This window comes from Pseudomonas sp. GW823-FHT06B06 (assembly GCF_058795195.1).
Genome location: NZ_JBXAHO010000015.1, coordinates 84,868 through 105,287, shown reverse-complemented (window position 1 = coordinate 105,287; position 20,420 = coordinate 84,868). Strand labels below are relative to the sequence as shown.

General features: G+C 56.5%; 18 protein-coding genes and 1 pseudogene. 17 read left to right on the top strand and 2 right to left on the bottom strand.

The features are described from left to right. Nucleotides 1–313 precede the first annotated feature (313 nt). The 7 genes and pseudogenes from AC1Q8Q_RS15945 (at nucleotide 314) to AC1Q8Q_RS15915 (ending at nucleotide 9,169) form a co-directional block, all read left to right on the top strand. Nucleotides 314–3,121: a multicopper oxidase domain-containing protein gene (locus tag AC1Q8Q_RS15945; protein ID WP_168757606.1), complete on the top strand. Its 2,808-nt coding sequence runs from the start codon at nucleotides 314–316 to the stop codon at nucleotides 3,119–3,121. A 24-nt stretch (nucleotides 3,122–3,145) separates the two neighbouring features. Then, nucleotides 3,146–3,259: pseudogene (locus AC1Q8Q_RS15940) on the top strand (SCO family protein); the annotation flags it as partial. A gap of 97 nt (nucleotides 3,260–3,356) precedes the next feature. After that, nucleotides 3,357–4,565 (top strand): MFS transporter, encoded by a 1,209-nt coding sequence (locus tag AC1Q8Q_RS15935; RefSeq protein WP_492615239.1) that lies wholly within the window; start codon nucleotides 3,357–3,359, stop codon nucleotides 4,563–4,565. 334 nt (nucleotides 4,566–4,899) lie between these two features. Next, nucleotides 4,900–6,396: a DUF1254 domain-containing protein gene (locus AC1Q8Q_RS15930; protein ID WP_492615238.1), complete on the top strand. Its 1,497-nt coding sequence runs from the start codon at nucleotides 4,900–4,902 to the stop codon at nucleotides 6,394–6,396. 532 nt (nucleotides 6,397–6,928) lie between these two features. Beyond that, nucleotides 6,929–7,477 carry a cytochrome b gene (locus AC1Q8Q_RS15925; protein ID WP_168757609.1) on the top strand — a complete coding sequence of 183 codons (549 nt, stop codon included), beginning with the start codon at nucleotides 6,929–6,931 and terminating at the stop codon, nucleotides 7,475–7,477. A 232-nt stretch (nucleotides 7,478–7,709) separates the two neighbouring features. Continuing rightward, a complete protein-coding gene (locus AC1Q8Q_RS15920) occupies nucleotides 7,710–8,060 on the top strand; it encodes an ArsR/SmtB family transcription factor (protein ID WP_168757610.1) in 351 nt (116 codons plus the stop codon). A 38-nt stretch (nucleotides 8,061–8,098) separates the two neighbouring features. Then, nucleotides 8,099–9,169, top strand: coding sequence for a flavin-containing monooxygenase (locus tag AC1Q8Q_RS15915; protein ID WP_492615237.1), 1,071 nt, complete (start codon nucleotides 8,099–8,101; stop codon nucleotides 9,167–9,169). Between the two features lie 52 nt (nucleotides 9,170–9,221). Here the strand turns inward: AC1Q8Q_RS15915 and AC1Q8Q_RS15910 are convergent, their stop codons facing one another. After that, complete coding sequence (locus AC1Q8Q_RS15910; RefSeq protein ID WP_492615236.1) at nucleotides 9,222–10,439, bottom strand: MFS transporter; 1,218 nt, start codon at nucleotides 10,437–10,439, stop codon at nucleotides 9,222–9,224. Nucleotides 10,440–10,562: 123 nt separating this feature from the next. Between AC1Q8Q_RS15910 and AC1Q8Q_RS15905 the strand changes: the two genes are divergently transcribed. From AC1Q8Q_RS15905 to arsJ, 10 genes are all read left to right on the top strand, one after another. Then, nucleotides 10,563–11,060 carry a MarR family winged helix-turn-helix transcriptional regulator gene (locus AC1Q8Q_RS15905; RefSeq protein ID WP_492615235.1) on the top strand — a complete coding sequence of 166 codons (498 nt, stop codon included), beginning with the start codon at nucleotides 10,563–10,565 and terminating at the stop codon, nucleotides 11,058–11,060. Between the two features lie 64 nt (nucleotides 11,061–11,124). After that, nucleotides 11,125–11,628 carry an arsinothricin resistance N-acetyltransferase ArsN1 family A gene (locus tag AC1Q8Q_RS15900; protein WP_492615234.1) on the top strand — a complete coding sequence of 168 codons (504 nt, stop codon included), beginning with the start codon at nucleotides 11,125–11,127 and terminating at the stop codon, nucleotides 11,626–11,628. Between the two features lie 14 nt (nucleotides 11,629–11,642). Beyond that, entirely contained in the window at nucleotides 11,643–12,998 is a 1,356-nt protein-coding gene (locus AC1Q8Q_RS15895) for an NAD(P)-binding domain-containing protein (protein WP_492615233.1), read from the top strand. A gap of 321 nt (nucleotides 12,999–13,319) precedes the next feature. Next, nucleotides 13,320–13,733 (top strand): arsenate reductase ArsC, encoded by a 414-nt coding sequence (locus AC1Q8Q_RS15890; RefSeq protein ID WP_168757616.1) that lies wholly within the window; start codon nucleotides 13,320–13,322, stop codon nucleotides 13,731–13,733. Between the two features lie 8 nt (nucleotides 13,734–13,741). Then, nucleotides 13,742–14,113, top strand: coding sequence for a metalloregulator ArsR/SmtB family transcription factor (locus tag AC1Q8Q_RS15885; RefSeq protein WP_010455862.1), 372 nt, complete (start codon nucleotides 13,742–13,744; stop codon nucleotides 14,111–14,113). A gap of 172 nt (nucleotides 14,114–14,285) precedes the next feature. Further along, nucleotides 14,286–15,359 carry an ACR3 family arsenite efflux transporter gene (arsB, locus tag AC1Q8Q_RS15880; protein ID WP_492615232.1) on the top strand — a complete coding sequence of 358 codons (1,074 nt, stop codon included), beginning with the start codon at nucleotides 14,286–14,288 and terminating at the stop codon, nucleotides 15,357–15,359. Beyond that, the gene (arsH, locus tag AC1Q8Q_RS15875) at nucleotides 15,352–16,068 is read left to right on the top strand and encodes an arsenical resistance protein ArsH (protein ID WP_492615231.1); all 717 of its coding nucleotides are present in this window, start codon (nucleotides 15,352–15,354) and stop codon (nucleotides 16,066–16,068) included. The genes arsB and arsH overlap by 8 nt, the downstream gene beginning before the upstream one ends. 12 nt (nucleotides 16,069–16,080) lie before the next feature. Continuing rightward, nucleotides 16,081–16,593 carry a phosphatase domain-containing putative toxin gene (locus AC1Q8Q_RS15870; RefSeq protein WP_492615230.1) on the top strand — a complete coding sequence of 171 codons (513 nt, stop codon included), beginning with the start codon at nucleotides 16,081–16,083 and terminating at the stop codon, nucleotides 16,591–16,593. Nucleotides 16,594–16,616: 23 nt separating this feature from the next. Continuing rightward, nucleotides 16,617–17,621 (top strand): ArsJ-associated glyceraldehyde-3-phosphate dehydrogenase, encoded by a 1,005-nt coding sequence (locus AC1Q8Q_RS15865; RefSeq protein ID WP_168757619.1) that lies wholly within the window; start codon nucleotides 16,617–16,619, stop codon nucleotides 17,619–17,621. 9 nt (nucleotides 17,622–17,630) lie between these two features. Then, nucleotides 17,631–18,851 (top strand): organoarsenical effux MFS transporter ArsJ, encoded by a 1,221-nt coding sequence (gene arsJ, locus AC1Q8Q_RS15860; RefSeq protein ID WP_033040690.1) that lies wholly within the window; start codon nucleotides 17,631–17,633, stop codon nucleotides 18,849–18,851. Nucleotides 18,852–19,199: 348 nt separating this feature from the next. Here arsJ and AC1Q8Q_RS15855 read toward each other — a convergent pair whose 3' ends face one another. Further along, nucleotides 19,200–20,276 carry an ArsO family NAD(P)H-dependent flavin-containing monooxygenase gene (locus AC1Q8Q_RS15855; RefSeq protein WP_492615229.1) on the bottom strand — a complete coding sequence of 359 codons (1,077 nt, stop codon included), beginning with the start codon at nucleotides 20,274–20,276 and terminating at the stop codon, nucleotides 19,200–19,202. Between the last annotated feature and the right edge of the window lie 144 nt (nucleotides 20,277–20,420).

Below are 20,420 nucleotides of genomic sequence, written 5' to 3'. Positions count from 1 at the left end.
TGATTGCGTGGACAATTTCTCCAGCTGAAAAGTTGATGGCGGGTGTGGGTAATACTGCCCATTTATGTGGAATTGCTCCGAATGTGGGTACTGTAAATCGCCGCTGGAGTGAGGTTGTAAAGGTACCCCCTGAATTGGGTGTGAACTTTCCCCGAGAATGGGTGTCAATCCCCAGTCATTTTTTCGATAATCGCATGTTAGTGTTTGTAAGTTATTGTTTTATAGTGTGTTAATGTTTTTATAAGGCCGTTGCGTTTGGCCGGCTCCTTGCACTGTCCCCACTACCCCCTTCACACATTCGAGGCGGCTGGTGATGGACACAAAAGCGCGTTATCCCTTCAAATGGTCTGGCCTGTTGACGCCATTAAGCATCGCTTTGTCGATGACACTCAGCACAGGGAACTTGCGCGCCAGCCCCATCGACGATGAGCGACAGCCGCAGCCAACGGACCCCTCTGCCTATCACGATGAAGCAGCTGACAAAGCGGCGGCGTTGAACGCCATTTTGACCATGCCTGATGCCAACATGGATTCCTTCGATCTGCCCGGTGGCGTCAAAGGCAGCAAAGACACCACGCGGGTGGAAAACATCCTGCCGCCAACGCTGCAGACCAGTTTCAACTACCCCACCAACGGCAAGCCCAGCCCACTGTACGGTGCGCTGCCGTTCACTCAGCCACTGGTACTGTTCGAAGAATTCGGCCTGGAAAAACTCGACCCTACTACCCCGGCTGCACTGTTGCCTTTTCCACCCGCCGCCATCGGCCCGCTGCCGCAACAGGATCCCACCAGCGTGGCACGCAGTGCTCCGCCGAGTGCAGCGCTCGATGCGTTCTTGCGTCAACCGGGCTTGACTCCGTACCCCAGCCAGTATTCGAACGTGGTCGACCGCAACCCTTGGCAGAAGCAGATTGAGTTTTTCCTCAACCGCCGTATTGGCTCGTCGGCTGAAGGCCGTCCGCCAGGAAAAGGCTGGTCGCACCAGCGCTGGAACGAGTTCTACCCGCAGGTTGCCTACAAGACCGTGCAAACCGGTGCACGGTTGAATACCGGTTTGCGTGATAGTCGGCAGATGCACCGCTATGCCATGGGCGAGTTTGGCCCCGGTGGCCTCTATTACAATGTGGCTGGCGTGCCGGCGACCGCGGGTACCTCCAAAGGCGCTGAACCGCGGTTTCACCCGAAAATGCCAGTGCAGAAACACAACTCGCTGTGGACCTTCGACGGCACCTTGCCGCCCAAATTGCTGATGGTGCGCTACGGGCAGCCCGTGTTGATGCGCCATTACAACGGCTTGCCGATCGACCCGTCGGCGAACATGGGCTTTGGCCTGCACACCATCAGTACCCACGAACACAACGGCCACGTGCCAGCGGAAAGCGACGGTTATGCCAACGCGTTTTTCTTCCCGGGGCAGTTTTACGACTATCGCTGGCCGATCCAGTTGGCCGGCTACGACAGCATCAACACCAAGGCCGAGGATCCGCGTGCAGCGTTTCCGTGCTCGCCGGGTGAGACCCTGTGGACCAATGACATGAGCCCGGGCCGCAAGACCTGCGAGAACGGCACGATCAAGATCCGCGGCGACTGGCGCGAAACCATGAGCACCCACTGGTTCCACGACCACATGCTCGATTTCACCGCGCAGAACGTCTACAAGGGCAACGCGGCGATGATGAACTACTACAGCGCCCTGGACCGCGGCAATGAATCGGTGAACGACGGCGTCAACCTGCGTTTGCCCAGTGGCAGCGCCTTGCCCTGGGGTAACCGCGACTACGACGTGAACCTGCTGTTTGCCGACAAGGCGTGGGACAAGAACGGTCAACTGTGGTTCAACCCCTTCAACACTGCCGGCTTCCTCGGTGACCAGGTGCTGGTCAACTGGAAGTGGAAACCGACCCTGGATGTGCGCGCCCGCAGCTATCGCTTGCGCATGCTCAATGGCTCGGTGTCGCGTTACTTCAAGCTGGCGCTGGTGCGTGAAATCAAGGGCACCACGGGTGAGTTCCCAGGGCCCGTCGGGTCAGGAGTGTCCTATGCCCGTGTGCCGTTCCACATGATTGCCAACGACGGCAATATCATGGAACACAGCGTGCCGTTCGACGGCACCATGGACCTCGACGCCGACGGCGACAAACAGAACCACAACGCGATCCTGCCCACCCTGGGCATCGCCGAGCGTTTCGACATCATCGTCAACTTCGCGAAAAACGGGATCAAACCGGGCGACAAGCTGTTCTTCGTCAACCTGCAGGTGCATGAAGACGGCAAGGGCCCGGAAGAACCCGCCTCCCTGGCTGACGTGTTGTCCGAGAAATACCGGGCGATCCTCAAGCAAACCAGCAAGGGACCGAAGTGGGAGGAGGGTGATCCGGCGGTGGGCAAGGTGTTGCAACTTAACGTCAAGGCCTACACCGGGCAGGACCTGGCCATGGACCCGGCCGCCTATGAGCCGGCCAAACCGGGCAAGGCTGAAGGCCTGGTGATGATCCCGCTGAAGATTCACCGCGACAATCTTGCCGACCAGGCGTTGCTGGCCAAGGCCCGTCACCGCACCTTCACCTTCGGCCGTTCCGACGGCACCGATGAAGCACCCTGGACGGTCAAGACCGATGGCGGCTTCGGCTTCCAGATGGATCCACGGCGCTTGAGCGCCTCGGCTCAGTTGGCCAGTGGCCCCACCGATGCCGGTGCGACCGGTTTCGGCACCCTGGAAGTCTGGAACATCAAGCTCGGCGGCGAAGGCTGGAGCCACCCGGTGCATGTGCACTTCGAGGAGGGGATCATCCTCAATCGAGGCGGCAAGGCGCCACCGGAATGGGAAAAATGGGCACGCAAGGACGTGTACCGTATCGGCCCGGAAAAGGACGGCCTGGACAACGTAGAAATAGCGATCAGCTTTCGCGAGTTCGCCGGGACCTACATGGAGCACTGTCACAACACCCAGCACGAGGACAACTCCATGCTGTTGCGCTGGGACGTTGAGAAACCCGGGCAATTCCAGCTGATGCCGACACCGCTGCCAAGTTGGGACGGTGTGCGCTACGTGAACTCCGCCGCGCTGCCAACCTTCCGCACTGGCGACGGCAACGGCCCGCAAGCGGTGGCCAAGCCATGAACCGCGAGGCAGCCCGGCCTTACAATGTATGCGCCGTGCTCCCGCGCCCTGGGCATCCACCTGATTTTGCTGCTGGTCACCTGCCTGCTGGCCCATGAGGGAGCATTGTCGCCGAAAGAGTCGGCGACGCCCTGGGGATTGCGTTAGCGTAATCGTCAGTTCGGTGGTCATGGCTAACGGTGGCACACTGTCGTTCTCAGTCTTTCCTTCGTACCCATGAGTACAGGATGAAAAAATGAGTAGCGAAAGTCCGCGCACCGGCAATGATCGTTCTGGCATTCCCCGCACGATCTGGGCGTTAGGCTTTGTCAGCCTGTTCATGGATCTTTCGTCCGAGATGGTACACAGTCTGCTGCCCGTGTTCATGGTCACTACATTGGGGGCCAGTGCATTGACCGTCGGTGTAATCGAGGGGGTTGCCGAGTCGACCGCGATGCTCATCAAGGTGTTCTCTGGGGCTATCAGCGACTTCATTGGGCGGCGCAAAGGATTGTTACTGCTTGGGTATGGCGTAGCGGCTCTGAGCAAGCCCCTGTTTCCCCTGGCACACTCGGTGGAAGTGGTCTTCACCGCACGCTTTCTGGATCGAATCGGCAAAGGCATCCGGGGTGCACCGCGAGATGCCCTGGTCGCAGATATGTCGCCGCCGCCAATCCGTGGTGCCTGTTTTGGGCTGCGCCAGTCGATGGACACCGTAGGCGCTGTTCTTGGCCCTGCCATGGCCATCGTGCTGATGTTATGGCTTGCCGATATCCAGCTTGTGCTGTGGTTTGCAGTGATCCCGGCAATAGTGGCGGTGGCGCTCATCTTCGTGGGGGTCAAGGAGCCCACGCCTGTCTCCAGGGAGCGAACGTTCCGATCTCCCATTCATTGGCGAGTCCTTCCCGGCTTCTCCCGTGGCTATTGGTGGGTCGTCGTTATTGGCGGCGTCTTTACACTCGCCCGTTTCAGCGAGGCGTTCCTGGTTTTACGGGCGCAGCAGACAGGCCTATCGGTCGCCTGGGTTCCGCTGGTGATGGTAGTCATGGCCATTTTTTATGCGTTGTCCGCTTATCCCGCCGGCTGGCTGTCTGATCGCATCAGCCGTACGAAGCTGCTGTGCATGGGCATGGGATTACTCATCCTGGCGGATCTGGTGCTCGCTGGATCCGGTTCGATCATCACGATGATGCTGGGTGTCGCGTTGTGGGGGCTTCATATGGGATTCAGCCAGGGCATTCTTGCCTCGCTGGTAGCGGATACCGCGCCCTTGGACCTGAAGGGAACCGCCTTCGGTATTTTCAATCTGGTCAGTGGTGTATGCATGCTGATCGCCAGCGTTCTGGCGGGTGCGATATGGCAAGGCATGGGCTCAGTCAATACGTTCCTCGCGGGGGCATTGTTGGCCGCGACAGCCCTGTTCTTGCTGATTGCTGTTGAACGCAGCAGGGGCCGAGCAAGCTAGGGCGTAACGCCCTGGCGGATAGCGGATGTCACTGTTTCTTTTTCGCCGGCTTGTCTGCCTTGTCTTTCTTGTCGGATGACTTCGAAAGAGCCGAGGCCGCAGCGGGTTTCCTTTGTTTCGAAATCGACGACCCTCTCCAATTGGGGGGGGAGAAACCAGGGAGTAGGGAACACAGTGTTTGCTCATCGACAGCGGGTAAAGGCACCCGTGATGCAACAGACCGACCCGGCTTGCGTTTCGTTGAGCGGTTGTAATCGAGTGAGGTCGGTGCATTGCGCAGCCTGATTCGCAACAAGACGATCGATGATCGCTTGGATAATCGAAGGAGAGAGAGATGTCAGGAACCTCCAGGGCACTGGGACAGATGCTGCCGATCGCAATGGCTGCGCTGCTCGGCACCGCCGCACCCGTTGTGCTCGCCCAGGCAGAAGCCGTGCCCTCGCAAGCGCTGGTACTGCCTTCAGGACCAGCCGAAAATACCCGTATTACCGAAGCATACGCTCGCCTGGTGGCGCGTGATGCCTGGTTCTGGGCCTGGCCGATGGTCAACATGTACAATCGGCGCCTGGCTTACGCCAAAGCCCCCGAGCAAGGGCTCATTGGCGGCACGCTGCCAATCGCACCTCACAATCGCCTGACCATGCTCAGCGATTACATCAAGCCGGATCAGCGCTCCATCGCCTGTCCCAACCAGGACGTCGTTTACGGCGCTGGTTACCTGGCGCTCAATGACAGCCCGGTGGTCATCCAGATACCTGACTTCGGCAAACGATTCTGGGTCATTCAACTCTCCGATCTACGCACTGAAAGCATCAATGGCCTGGGCGTAATGTACGGAACCAAACCCGGTTTTTATCTGGTCGTGGGGCCGAATTGGCAGGGTACGGTGCCCAAGGGCATTACCCGAGTGATCCGGACTCAATCCAATGCCGCCTTCGTCGGCCCACGCGTTTTTCAAGATGACACGCCGCAGGACAGGCAAGCGGTGCAAGAGGTCATCCAAGGCATCAACGTCTATCCAGTCGCCGAATACGACGGCACTATGAAACGCCAGGACTGGCGAAAGCTGCCGGTCTTCCCGAAGCGCGATGACGCCAGGGGCGAAACCCGCTGGGTGCGTCCCGACGTCTTTTTCGATCAGTTGCCGGCCGTATTGGACCTGGCACCGGCGGTGGCTGGAGAGGCGGCGCGTTATGCGCAAGTATTGGCCGTGATCGCCGCTGCGCAGAAAAATCCGGAATTGAAGCAGGCGATGATCGACGAGGCGGAAAAAGCCGATCGGGAACTGATCGACCCATTGCTACAGTTCCGCAACTGGGGCATTGAGCTACCCCATCACTGGTCCACCATCACCAATGGGGCACACTTTGGCACCGACTATTTCACACGCACCGCCGTGGCGAAGTCGAACATCCTGGTGAATGCACCCAACGAGACACGGTACTTCTATCAAGACCTCGATGCAGCCGGCATGCGTCTCAACGGTGCGAGTGCTTACACGGTCACCTTCGCGAAAGGACAACTGCCGCCAGTGAAGGGCTTCTGGTCGCTCACTGCGTATGACTCTGCGCACTTTTTTGTGCCCAACCCGCTCAACCGTTACTCGCTCGGCACGAAAAACCAGGATCTGAAGACCAATGCTGACGGCTCGCTGACATTCTATGTACAGGCCGAGTCGCCAGGCGCGGACAAGGAAAGTAATTGGCTACCGGCACCGAAAGGGGCGGACTTCTCCCTCTTCCTGCGAGCTTATTGGCCGGATGATGCAATTACGAAGGGCCTCTGGACACCCCCGGCAATCGAAAAGCGTGCAGTCGATACCTCCAGCTGACAGATCGCCAGCGAGCGGGAGAAATCCCGTTCGCAGAGGCTTTTTTTTCATCGCAAGGGGCTGCCATCATGGTTTTCGATGTCGTCGACTTGCGGGCTGGTCGTTAGTGGCTGACAGCGTATGGTTGGTGCTGTCTGGATGTCTGCTCCTGGCCGATTCTGTTGAAAAAGTCGGTCATGGTTTGCGCATCAGAATAGTACGCGTTCGAGATTGAAATCTTTACTTTTGGCAGAGGCTTTTGGACTCGGATTTCACATAGCCGCGTGCAAAAAAGGCGCTTTCACCAGTCAATGATCAGGCAGTTTGGGCAGACCGACTTTTTCAACAGAATCGGCCGATTGCTGCCTGTCGCCATGGGCAGAAACGACCCATTGCTTACCCTCTCTTTTGAAGGTGGGAAAGCTTGGCAGCCGGGGGATTCTGTGTGGGGTGTATCGAGCTATTCGATGTTTATAAGCAGTAATTATTATTTTTTTTCGATAGGTTATCGAGGCAATAATCCATCCACGATTGAACTGAAAAGGCTAGCGGGATGGCAAAAGTAGAGAGTTACACCAGTACTGCAAAGTGGCTGCATTGGGGGATGGCGTTGCTCTGGATCGGTGCCTGGTTCATTGGCATTCTGGCCACTCACTGGCGTGATGAGTTCAATGCGCATCATGAGCTGACATTCCTGCACAAAGCGATGGCGAGTACGCTGCTGTTTTTGATTGTCGTGCGTATCGCATGGAGGCTTACTCACCCCGCGCCGGCATTGCCCGCGGCGATGAGCCCGTTAATGAAGCGGGGGGCTTTCTTTGGTCACTTGATGCTTTACGCAATTGCGCTAATCGGCCTACCACTCTCTGGCTGGTATTGGAGCTCTGTGGCAGATAAACCCATCCTCGTGGCCGGGCTTTTTCAGTTACCGCCTATGGTGGGTCCTGACCAATCGCTTTATGACTTGGCAAAATCGATTCATACCTATGTTGCTTGGCTATGCGGAGCCTTGGTGGGAGGACACGCCCTCGTGGCGCTCACGCATCACTTCGTTGAAAAAGATGAGGTGTTGAAAAGCATGCTGCCTGGTCCTAACTCGTAAGCGAGTCCAGGGAATAGAGTCACAGCGAATAGAGGCCAGATTTTTATCTCCTCTCAAGCGACTGGTTCTGGCCGTTTTTTGCCCGTCGCGACCGGCTGAAAACGACCCAAAGCTGACGGTCGAATTCATCATTCTGGAGCTTGCAGGCATTGATCAGGCGCTATTGATAACTGTTGTTGACGCTCATTCGGACAATTGACGCGTGCATGGACATGCACATATAGTCATCCGCATGACAAACCGAACCTCTACACGTTCCCGTGCAATTGATGCTGCCATCGACTCTCTCGATGGAGCCTTCTTCAAGGCTCTGTGCGAGCCGTCGCGGGTAGCTGTGCTCAAGCGAGTCATGCAACTGGGACGAGCAGATATCGGTGAGATTGCCGAAGGGCTGCCTCAAGAGCGTTCAGTGGTCTCCCGTCATCTGCAAGTGCTATTAGAGGCTGGCATTGTCCGCGCTACCAAAGTCAGCAGGCAGATGTTTTACGAGGTGGATGGACCGGCAGTGGTGACACGGCTCGAAGCCATTCTCCAGCACATGAAGAGCCTGGCCCCGTTTTGCTGCCCTGGTGCGCCAGAGTAGTTTTTTTATTATCTCGATATATGCATGAGTGCGCACGCATGAACATAACTAATGAGCCCAAGGATGTCATCGTTATTGGTGCGGGCCAAGCTGGGCTCGCGTGCGGTTGGCATCTGCGGCAGCAGAATCTCAGCTTTCTCATTCTGGAAGCCGGGAGCCAGCCTGGTGGAAACTGGCGCAATTACTACGACAACCTGAGATTATTTTCTCCTGCTGCTTACTCGTCTTTACCTGGAATGCCTTTTCCAGCTGAAGCTAAGCACTATCCGCTACGCGATGAAGTCGTACGCTATTTGGAGCAGTACGCGGACGCTTTCCAGCTACCCATCCGGCAGAACATACGAGTCCAGAGCGTGAGTAGGGAAGATGGCCTCTTTTTGCTTCAGGCATCTGATGGTCAGCGTTTCTACTCAAAAGCATTGATCGTTTGCACTGGCGGATTCAATCAGCCGTTCATTCCTGACATTCAGGGGCTGGAGAGTTTTCGCGGGCAACGTTTACACAGTGCTGATTATCGAAATGTCGACGGCTTCAGTGATCAACGAGTAGTGGTCATAGGTGCTGCCAACTCAGCTGTACAAATTGCCCATGAGTTGGCTCAAGTCAGCAGCGTCGTATTGGCGACAAGGAAATCGATTCGGTTTTTTCCGCAGAAGATCCTCGGTGTGGATTTTCATGCTTGGCTCAAGTGGACAGGGATGGAGAAGACTCGTTGGCTGAATGACCAAAGTACCCCCGTGCTGGATGATGGCACCTATCGTCGAGCCATCAAGCAGGGACTTTTTGAGCGCAAGCCGATGTTCACGGAGGTAACGTCAACGGGCGTGATCTGGGCTGATGGGCAGTACACTGACGTGGACAGTTTGGTTTTCGCGACCGGGTTTCGACCGAACCTTGGTTTTTTGGCAGGTCTGCACGTGGCAGGCAATAAAAGCCTGACCCAACGCAACGGGAAGGCGGAGCACGTACCGGGTTTGTATTTTGTGGGGTTACCGAAGCAGCGTAACTTTGCTTCGGCAACCCTTAGAGGTGTTGGGCCAGATGCTTCTCACATCATCCCTGGCTTGATGCGCTTCATTCACAATGCATCGTACCCAGTGTTGGCTTGATGCCAGGTATCGACTTTCTTCTGTTCAACACTGCATTACTGGAACATCGTAATTACCTGCCTTTTTGCGTAATTGGCAAACGCCAAGTGGCGATGAAGCACAGCAACAGAAACCCGCACATCACGCTAAGCAGTACCGATGCTCCGAAACTGTCCAGAACGTAAGCGGCGGCGATGGGGCCGCAGGCTTGAGCGACAAGGACAGGCCTTGCGAGCAGTCCCATGCGTGCGCCATATCCTTGAGGTCCAAACAGCGCCAATGGAAGCGTGCCGCGAGCGATCGTGAGGATGCCATTACCTGCACCGTAAAGTGCAATTGCCACGAAGGCCAGCCAGGGCAGGCCTGAGATCAGCAGTCCAAGTCCGACCAAACAAAGCAACACACCGGCTCGTGCGGACCACGTTGGATGGAGGTTCCTGCCTATGGAAAACTCAGCCACCCGTGCCAGGACTTGCGAAGGACCAATCACCATGCCGATGGCCAAGGCCACGGCAGTCGCGATTCCCAACTGCTTGAGGACATTGAGCAGGTGTACTGAGATACCTGATACGACCAACGCCAGAACCGTCAGCATGGCGGCAATCAACAGGAACAGCTGGTTGGTGGCCCTAGGGCGAAGCTCGGAAGCATTGGGTGATTCTACTATTACGGGATGGGGCGGTTGCTTTGTGCTTCCAGGAATCAACAGCGCATGAATGGGCAATCCGATCAGCAGATGAGCTGCGGCGATGGTAAAGCAGGCGTTTCTCCAGCCTATCCAGCTCTCCAGTCCCGCTATCACCGGCCAACCTACGGTGCTGGCGAAGCCACCCAACAAGGTCAGCCCGGTAATTGACGTTCGAGCCTCCTCTCCGAAAAGTCGTCCCAGGGTTGAGAAGGCTGCGTCGTATAAGCCTGCCGCCATGGCAACGCCGATCAGGGTCCAGGCGGCATAGTAGGTGGCAATGTTGCCCGCGAGTCCCATCAGTAGCATGCCGAGAGCCAGCAGCAGCGAACTGGCGGCTAGGATGGAGCGTCCACCATGGCGATCAATCTGACGACCAACGGCCGGCGAGGAAGCTCCCGCTATCAGCAACCCCCAAGACAGGCCGCCCACCACACTGGTAATGGACCACCCCGTCTCTTTGGCTATCGGAGACGCAAGCACTGCGGGCAAGTAGTAGGTCGAACCCCAGGCGAGAATCTGAGTGAGCCCCAGGGCCCATACGAGCCTGGAGCGATTGATCGGGAGATGGATCTGCTCTGGAAGTGTCACGACGGGCGTGCTCATCTTTTTGTTGTCAGTGACAACAAGCTAGCGCCTTCCTTTAGCTATCGTCAACCGAGAGATCGGTGTTGACGCTTTCGGGATATCAGGATTACTGTTGCGACTACCAACTATTTTGTGACGGTCATGACGAAGCGTAAAAACGATCAACTGACTCAGGACTCCGAGGACTTGTATGAGGCGTTGAACCAGCTTGTTCGCGTCCATCAGTTCCGTGATCGTGATCGGATTTGCTGTTACGACGTATCTGTAACCCAATGCTATGCGGTCGAGACGCTGGTCAAGAAGGGCGCGTTGCGCCTTCAGGTCTTGGCTGAAGAAATGTTCTTGGACAAGAGCACAGCGAGTCGCGTGATCGATGCCCTGGAACGTAAAGGGTATGTGTCCCGCGTTGAGGATGATGAAGATCGGCGTGCAGTACGAATCCAGGCAACGGAAGCTGGGCGTGAGCTATACGAAAAAATCAAAGCTGACCTGATTGCTGAGGAGCGAGCAATGATCGAGCACCTGTCGGCTGAAGCCAGGCAGGGAGCGCTCAATTTGCTCAGACAGATTACGCGGGCTACGGAGATCCGTTGCGGACTCGTGAGTGAGTGCTGCCCAGCCGTGAAGAGCAATGATTGAAAGGGGCTAACTTCCCTTTTTTTGCCAGTAATGTTGTTACTAACAACGTAATGGGGCTCCAACAATGCGAGTTCGTTTAGCTGAACCCAAAGACACTGTTTCAATAGCGGCCATCTACAACCAGGGGATCGAGGACCGTAGTTCTACGTTTGAAACGACTCCTCGAAGCTCGGCAGACATGCTTGATCGCATCAACTCAATGGAGCGCTATCCAGTGTTGGTCATGGTCGACGAGGCAGATCAGGTTGTTGGCTGGGCAGGACTCAGTCGTTATCGCGCTCGTACCTGTTACGACGGCATTGCGGATTTTTCCATTTACCTGGATCGCAGTGTTCGCGGCCAAGGGCTCGGCAAGCAGTTACTACAGTCACTGTTGGAAGAAGCCAAAGCCCGCGGATTCTGGAAAGTCCTTTCACGCATTTTTACTTTCAATCACGCCAGTCTCGCATTGTGCAAAGCCTGCGGTTTCCGCCAAGTGGGGGTGTATGAAAAACACGCCTGCCTGGAAGGGCGCTGGCTCGACTGCGCGATTGTCGAGCGCCTGTTTCCGGTCAATCAGCCAGTCTGAAGAAGGAATCGATCATGGACAACAATCACCTTCCCGTCGGCATCATTGGAGCAGGTCCAGTGGGCCTCGCCGCAGCCGCTCACCTCCTGGCCAGAGGTATCACTCCACTGATTCTGGAAGCTGGTCCGGAAGCTGGGTCCAGCATCGAAGAATGGGCGCATGTGAAGATGTTTTCGCCCTGGCAGTTCAATGTGGACAAGGAGGCGGCCAAACTTCTGCTGGCCGATGGTTGGACTCCACCACCGCAGAACGAGTATCCAACGGGGCGCGAACTGCTGGACCGGTTTGTTCGACCTCTCGCGGGCCTCGAGCAGATCAAGCGTCATTTGCAGCTCAATACCCGTGTTCTGGCAGCCACTCGCGCCGGTCAGGATGTGATGACGACCCAGGGCAGATCGGCAGCTCCTTTTTTACTGCGTGTCGCAGGGCCAACGGGTGAACAGGATGTGCTGACCAGTGCTGTCATTGATGCCTCGGGCACCTACCTGACACCAAACTGGATGGGCGCCCATGGCATCCCTGCCTTGGGCGAGATCGAGCATGCAGCGCACATTGCGTACGGCATTCCGGAGGTGCTGGGTCGTGCGCGGAATCGCTATGCCAACAAAAGTGTGCTGGTGGTGGGTGGTGGTCACTCCGCGTTTAACGCCCTACAGGATCTGGTGCGTCTGATTCAGGAGGCACCGCAAACCAGAGTGCTCTGGGCGATCCGGGGTAATTCTCTTGAGCGCATTCTGGGTGGTGGTGCGAATGATCAATTGGAAGAGCGCGGAAAGCTCGGCCTGAAGATTCGCCAATTGCTGAATGACGGCGTGATCGAGCTGTTCAAGAACGTCGCTATCGATCAGGTTGTAGGCAATGGTCAAGGGTTGGTTGTGAGGGCCGGAGACCAGATACTTCCACCTGTGGACCAAATCATTGTGGCGACTGGATTCCGACCTGACATGAGCCTGCTCGCCGAGTTGCGTATCGCACTTGATCCCGCAACTCAAAGCGCAGTGTTGCTCGCTCCAATGATCGATCCCAACGCGCACAGCTGCGGTACGGTCAGGCCTCATGGCGCGATAGAACTTGCCCATCCTGAGGAAGGTTTGTTCATCGTTGGGATGAAGAGCTATGGTCGGGCACCTACGTTCTTGTTGATGACCGGGTATGAGCAAGTTCGCTCTGTCGTCGCGGCGCTGGCGGGTGATTGGGATGCGGCCAAAAGGGTTGAGCTGATCCTTCCGGAAACGGGCATTTGCAACTCGGATTTCGATGAAGTCGATGATCGCTTGAAGGCCTCGGCAAATCAGACGTCTTGTTGTGGCACCGGAGAGACAATCCTTGAGGCCGCGCCTCGTACCTCGCCGGGGTGTTGCAAAGCCTAGTGCGCAGCAACAGAACCCGCCCTCGATGACCGGGGCGGGTTAAGGGCGACCTTCTTATTTTCTTTTGCACGTCCGGGTAGTCCTTGAACCAAGGAGCGACCTGTTTCTGCGTGAGTGACTGATTCATTACAGAAACCGTATATACACTACCGCAGATATTTGAAGAGGCACGGAAGGCGGGCTAGCGCCGTAATACGCAGCTTTCATTGAAGGTGCTTAGCGGAGTCTAATCGTTTTGATGGATTAATGGGGCATTGGCTCTTTACCTTGCATGCGGAAAAACATATATTCGTTAAGCCGCATATGAGCTGAGACTTCACAATGACCCGTAAAGCCCGTGTCCTGTTCGTCTGTACTGCCAACGCTGCACGCTCCCAGTTGGCCCAAGCGTTGCTGAGGCATACCGATTCGGAGCATTTCGAGGCGTTCAGCGCCGGCACAACTCCAACTCAGGTAGATCCGCGCACCTTCGAGGCGCTTTCACACATCGGTGTGAGCACCGAAGGATTACGTAGCAAGTCGATAGACGAGTTCGGTGGTGAGCGTTTCGATTACGTCATCACCTTGTGTGATAAAGCCGCAGCGCAATGCCTGTCTTTACCTGGAGCGGGGGAGTCATTGGCCTGGAGTTTTGAAGACCCGGTCACCAGCACCAAGCCCGATGCCTTCCGTCACACCCTTCACGAAATTCATGAGCGCATCAAGATGTTCGTCTTGGTCAAAAACAAACACTGAGAAACGATATGGCTGACCATCTGACACCGACCACTGTTTTCAAATGCCTGGCCGACGACACTCGGGTCCGCACGATGATGCTCATCACCCGTGAAGGAGAGCTATGTGTTTGCGAGCTGACCTGCGCGTTGAACGAGAGTCAGCCAAAAATCTCCAGGCACCTGGCGCAACTGCGTACTTGCGGCCTGTTGTCGGACCGTCGGCAAGGCCAATGGGTGTATTACCGACTGCACCCGAATCTCCCTGATTGGGTTCATCAAGTACTGACCACCGTGCTGGAAAGCAACAAGCACTGGTTGAGCCCTGATGCCAAACGCCTTGATGAAATGGGTGACCGTCCTGAACGGGCAGCCGTGTGCTGTGAAAGCAAAATCGCCTGATTCCGCCTTCGACCACGAGATCACTCGATGAAAATCCAGCTCCTCTGCACTGCCAATAGCCTAAAACCCGTATTGAAGCCTTCCTGGCATTACCGCTTTCCCAACTGAGTGCCGAACAGCTCAAGGCAGAGCTGGCCCTGATTGGCACGTTGTAACCACAGGAGCAATGATCATGAGTAAAAGCCGCCTTTCCTTCCTGGACCGATACCTGACCCTGTGGATTTTTCTCGCCATGGCCTTGGGCATCGGTTTGGGGAGCCTGTTCGAAGGCTGGCCGCAGTGGCTTAACAGTCTTTCTGTGGGCTCAACCAATATCCCCATCGCTATCGGCTTGATGGTGATGATGTATCCGCCTCTGGCAAAGGTTCGTTATGAGGAACTGCCGGAAGTCTTCAAGGACAAGCGCATCCTCGTTTTGTCTTTGGTCCAGAACTGGGTCATCGGCCCGGTGTTGATGTTCGCGCTGGCGATCATCTTCCTTCGAGACCAACCGGAATATATGACGGGCCTGATCCTGATCGGGTTGGCTCGTTGCATCGCGATGGTGCTGGTCTGGAATCAGATCGCGGGAGGCAACAACCAGTACGTCGCCGGGCTGGTAGCGTTCAACAGCATCTTCCAGATCCTGTTTTTCAGTGTGTATGCCTGGGTCTTCCTTGGTCTGCTGCCGCCGCTTTTTGGGTTGGAAGGCAGTGTGATTGAGACCAGCTTTGTCAGCATTGCCGAGTCGGTCCTGATCTACCTGGGTGTGCCGTTCCTGGCAGGCTTCCTGACCCGCAGGATCCTCATTGCCCGTAAAGGTGAAGCTTGGTTTCAGGAGCGCTTCATTCCAAAGATCAGCCCACTGACACTGGTGGCACTGTTGTTGACCATCGTGGCCATGTTCAGCCTCAAGGGTGATGTGGTGCTGCAATTGCCGCTGGATGTATTGCGTATCGCGATCCCTCTGACGATTTACTTCGTGGTGATGTTTTTCATCAGCTTCTGGATGGGCAGGCTGCTCAAGGCTGATTACCCACGTACCACCGCACTGGCGTTTACAGCCGCGAGCAACAACTTCGAACTGGCGATTGCCGTGGCTATTGCCACCTTCGGCTTGGCTTCCCCGGTCGCCTTCGCCACGGTGATTGGCCCGTTGGTGGAAGTGCCAGTGCTGATTTCCCTGGTCGGTGTGGCCCTCTGGTTGAAACGCCGCTGGTTCGATGACTCCAAGAGCACCATTGCGCAGGACAAAGACTATGTTTGATGACCCTATCCCCCAACTCGAAACCGAACTGGTTGATCTCCCCTCGACAGACAAGCTCGGCATCGAAAAGACCTCCATCCATAAGCCGCGCATTTTGCTGCTGTACGGGTCGACCTGTGAGCGCTCCTTCAGCCGTCTGTTGGTGGAGGAAGCCGCTCGACTGCTGGAGCACTTCGGCGCGGAGACGCGAATCTTCAATCCGTCAGGTTTGCCGCTGCCAGATGACGCCCCTGACGATCACCCCCGTGTGAAAGAACTGCGCGAGCTGATGCTGTGGTCCGAGGGACAGGTCTGGTGCTCTCCTGAACGTCACGGCTCCATGAGCGCAGTGTTCAAGGCACAGATCGACTGGGTGCCACTGGCCATGGGCGCGGTACGCCCGACCCAGGGCAAAACCCTCGCGGTCATGCAGGTATGCGGTGGCTCGCAGTCGTTCAACGTGGTCAATCAGCTGAGAGTGCTGGGACGTTGGATGCGCATGTTCACCATCCCCAACCAATCCTCTGTGCCGAAGGCCTATATGGAGTTCGATGATCACGGCCGGATGAAACCTTCTCCGTTCTACGACCGTGTCGTCGATGTGATGGAAGAGTTGGTGAAATTCACGCTGCTGCTTCGTGACCGCCAGGACTATCTGGTTGATCGTTATTCCGAGCGCAAAGAGTCAGCGGAAGCACTCATGAAACGTGTTAATCAGCGCTCCATCTGAGGATTTTTCACCTTGTCAAAACACCCTTATTCCGTACTGCCTCTGGCACAGTTCAATGGCCAATTGATCTTCACCCCGTGCCCCGGCACAAAGGGCACCAAGCCTTTCGAGGCGTTGCAAACCCTCAAGGACGCAGGCACATCGGCGTTGCTGACGCTGATGCCGACCGAGGAGTTGCTTCAGAACGAGATCGACCTGCTGCCCGAAGAGTGCCAAATGCTCGGCATCGAGTGGTTTCACCTGCCAATAGAAGACGATCAAGCGCCTGGCGAAGCATTCAAAGCCGCATGGGAACAGCATCATCCGCGACTCCAGCAGCTGCTGACCGAAGGGAACACGATTGCTATCCATTGCAAGGGCGGCTCGGGTCGTACGGGCTTGGTCGCCGCTCAGTTATTGATCGAGAGCGGTGTGCCATTTAGTGATGCCATCCGCGATGTCCAGTCGTTGCGTCCACGTGCCATTCAGCATCCTGCCCACATTGAATACATCGGTCAGTTCGACACCCAGTCGAACTCCCTCTGACAACAGATACAGAGCACATCAACATGACTATCAAAGTTGGCATCAATGGTTTTGGTCGGATCGGTCGCCTCGCGCTGCGAGCCGCCTGGAGCTGGCCGGAGTTTGAATTCGTGCAGATCAACGATCCGGCAGGCGATGCAGTAACCCATGCGCACCTGATCAACTTCGACTCTGTGCACGGTCGTTGGCACAGCGAAGCCAGCGCAGAGGGCGATCATGTAGTGATCGGCGGCAAGCGCATCAAGGTGACTGCGAACAAAGCGATTGGCGACACCGACTGGTCGGGTTGCGATCTGGTGATCGAGGCCAGCGGCAAGATGAAAACTGTGGAGGTGTTGCAGGCCTACCTGGATCAGGGCGTTAAACGTGTGGTGGTCTGCGCTCCGGTGAAGGAAAAAGGCGCATTGAACATCGTCATGGGCGTCAACCATCAGCTGTTCAACCCGGCTGAACATCGCATCGTCACCGCCGCTTCGTGCACCACCAACTGTCTGGCGCCAGTGGTGAAAGTGATCCACGAGAAGCTGGGCATTCGCCACGGTTCGATCACCACCATCCACGACCTGACCAACACCCAGAGCATTCTCGATCAGCCGCACAAGGATCTGCGCCGTGCGCGTGCTTCCGGCATGAGCCTGATCCCAACCAGTACCGGCTCGGCCACTGCCATCGCCGAAATCTTCCCGGAGCTGCGCGGACGCCTGAATGGTCACGCTGTACGCGTGCCGCTGGCCAACGCTTCGTTGACTGATTGTGTCTTCGAGGTCGAGCGAGCCACCACTGTGGAGGAGGTGAATCAGCTCCTCAAGGACGCTTCCGAGAAAGAGCTGAAAGGCATCCTCGGTTTCGAGGAGCGTCCATTGGTGTCCATTGACTACCGTACCGACCCGCGTTCATCGATCATTGATGCGCTCTCGACCATGGTCATCAACGGCACCCAGGTCAAACTTTACGCCTGGTACGACAACGAATGGGGCTATGCCAACCGTACCGTCGAACTGGCCAAAATGGTCGGCCTGGCAGTCTGAGGAGCGATCATGAAAGCGTTGTCAGCCCTCGCTCCGCAAGTGCGGCAGTATCTGCTCGTGACGGGCAACTACTGGGCCTTCACCCTCACCGACGGCGCTTTGCGCATGTTGGTGGTGCTGCACTTTCACGCTTTGGGCTACAGCCCACTGCAAATCGCGGCGTTGTTCCTGTTCTACGAACTCTTTGGCGTAATCACCAATCTTGTGGGCGGCTATCTCGGTGCTCGGCTGGGTCTGAACCGAACCATGAACATCGGGCTGGGCATACAGGTCGCGGCGCTGCTGATGCTGACAGTGCCCTCGGCCTGGCTGACCATCCCCTGGGTGATGGGCGCTCAGGCGTTGTCGGGGATCGCCAAAGACCTGAATAAGATGAGTGCCAAAAGCTCCATCAAGCTTCTGGTTCCTGATGGGCAGCAGGGCAAGCTCTACAAGTGGGTGGCGATTCTCACCGGCTCGAAGAACGCACTCAAGGGTGTGGGTTTCTTTCTGGGCGGAGCCTTGTTGGCACTCATCGGCTTCAAAGGTGCCTTGCTGGCCATGGCGGGTGTCTTGGCGCTGATCTGGATCAGCAGCTTGATCCTGTTGAAGAAGGACCTGGGCAAAGCGAAAGCCAAGCCTAAGTTTCGCGACATCCTGTCCAAGAGCCGGGCGATCAATATTCTTTCGGCAGCACGGATGTTTCTGTTCGGCGCCCGCGACGTTTGGTTCGTGGTGGCCTTGCCGGTTTACCTGAGCAGCGTTTTCGGCTGGGACTTCTGGGAGGTTGGCGGATTCCTCGCAGCCTGGGTGATTGGCTACGGCATTGTGCAATCCTTCGCGCCCAACATCACCGGCAAGAAACGAGGGCACGTACCGGATGGTCGTGCGGCGTTTCTGTGGGCACTTGCACTGGCAGGCTTGCCTGCGGCAATCGCTCTCGGGCTGAACACTGGTTTGTCGCAGCAGATGGTGCTGCTCGGCGGATTAATGGTCTTTGGCGCGCTGTTCGCGGTGAATTCGTCGCTGCACAGCTACCTGATTGTCTCTTACGCCAAGGAAGACGGCGTGTCGCTGGACGTGGGGTTTTATTACATGTCCAACGCCATGGGGCGGCTGATAGGCACGGTGCTGTCCGGCTGGGTTTATCAGGTGTATGGGCTGGAAGCATGCTTGTGGATATCGAGCGCATTCGTTCTGCTCGCTGCATTGATTTCTATCGGGCTGCCGAAGCATGCCGAGGCGATATGAAACCGTCAAACAGGATGCGGTGGGGACATGGTTTATAGGAGAGTGGCGCAGTAACCAGGGAGATGCTTGAGCGCTACCGTCACTTCGACTTTCCGCCGACAGGCTGCAATGGGGGGATTGCACGGTGGAGTTTGGCAGCCTGATTAGCCGCGATGAGAAGCGAGCATCCTTGGCGGTGAAAGAGGGCAGCAACTGTACAGCCAACAACCAAGGACTGCTGAAGGATATCCTGCTTCAGCGCATAAACGACTGCATGGTCAGTGTCCAACTTTACGCTTCTGCGGAAGATGTCAGGCAAGGCTCTCCGCAACAGTCAGCGGTATACACCAAGGCCGATTGCAGTCCGCCTCAGGCGTACTGACCGGCGAGAAAGGCTACGATCTCATTGACAGTGCTTCGTGCTGTTCGTGTCACACCGATCAGTGTGGCGGACGCCGAACCTGTCCACTCACCGTAACCAACCAACCACAACCTTGGCTCTTCGGTCGAGTGGGTGCCTTCGACCTCAACGCGGCCCTCGGCGTTGACCAGCCCCAGTGATTCAAGATGCTGTAGGGCTGACCTGAAACCGGTGCACCAAATTACCGCGTCCACCTCAGATTCGGAACCATCGCTCCAAATAACCCCGTTGCGAGTGAAACTGTCGAAAGGTCGTACAGACTTGAGAACATTGCGCTCTCGGGCTTCGACAACTGGCGGCACCATGACGATATCGCCCAGCCCACCAACTGGCTGCTCGATGGTGCGCCCCTCCAGTTGGGCTTTCCAGCGCTCAGTTGCACGCTCGAACAGTACCCGCCCATCCACATCGTCAGGCAAGAACATCGGTTCAACGGGGGTTACCCACGTGGTCTCAGCGACCTTTGATACTTCGGCCAGAATCTGTGCCCCTGAATTACCGCCACCTACCACCAACACCTTCTTGCCCGCGAATGCTTGTGCTTCGACATAGTTAGCGGAATGTAACTGCCGACCGGCGAATAGCTCGGCATTGGGGTAGTGAGGGTTGTAGGGATTGCTCCAGGTGCCTGTAGCGCTGACAACAACCTTGGCATCCCAATGCTTGTTTTCAGAACGTACACGCAGGCCAGTTTCCGTTCGCTCAACAGAAGTGACCCGAACCGGGCGCTCGACCGGGAAATGGTAGCGCTGTTCGTATTGGTTGAGGTATTCGATCACATGATTTCGTGAAGGATAGCCATCTTGCGTGGGTGGCATCATCCAGCCAGGTATCGAACTCCAGGTGGCGGGCGAGAATAGACGCAGCGAGTTCCAGCCATGTCGCCAGGCACCACCGGGTTCTTCCTCTGAGTCGAGGATGACGAACGAAAGAGGTGTGCGGCGCAGGAAATACGCTACAGCCAAGGCTGATTGCCCCCCGCCGATAATGACCACGTCTAGTTGAGCGCTGAGCGAATCAGTCATCGGACGAACCTTAGGTCGATGCAAGACGGTCCAGTATAGCGATTCAATTTTGACGCCAACTGATCTAGCTCATATGGAGTGGATGCTTCGAATTTTCTGTTTATTGACGTTATCTGCCGATGCGAAAAAAAAGGGGAGGAAGTA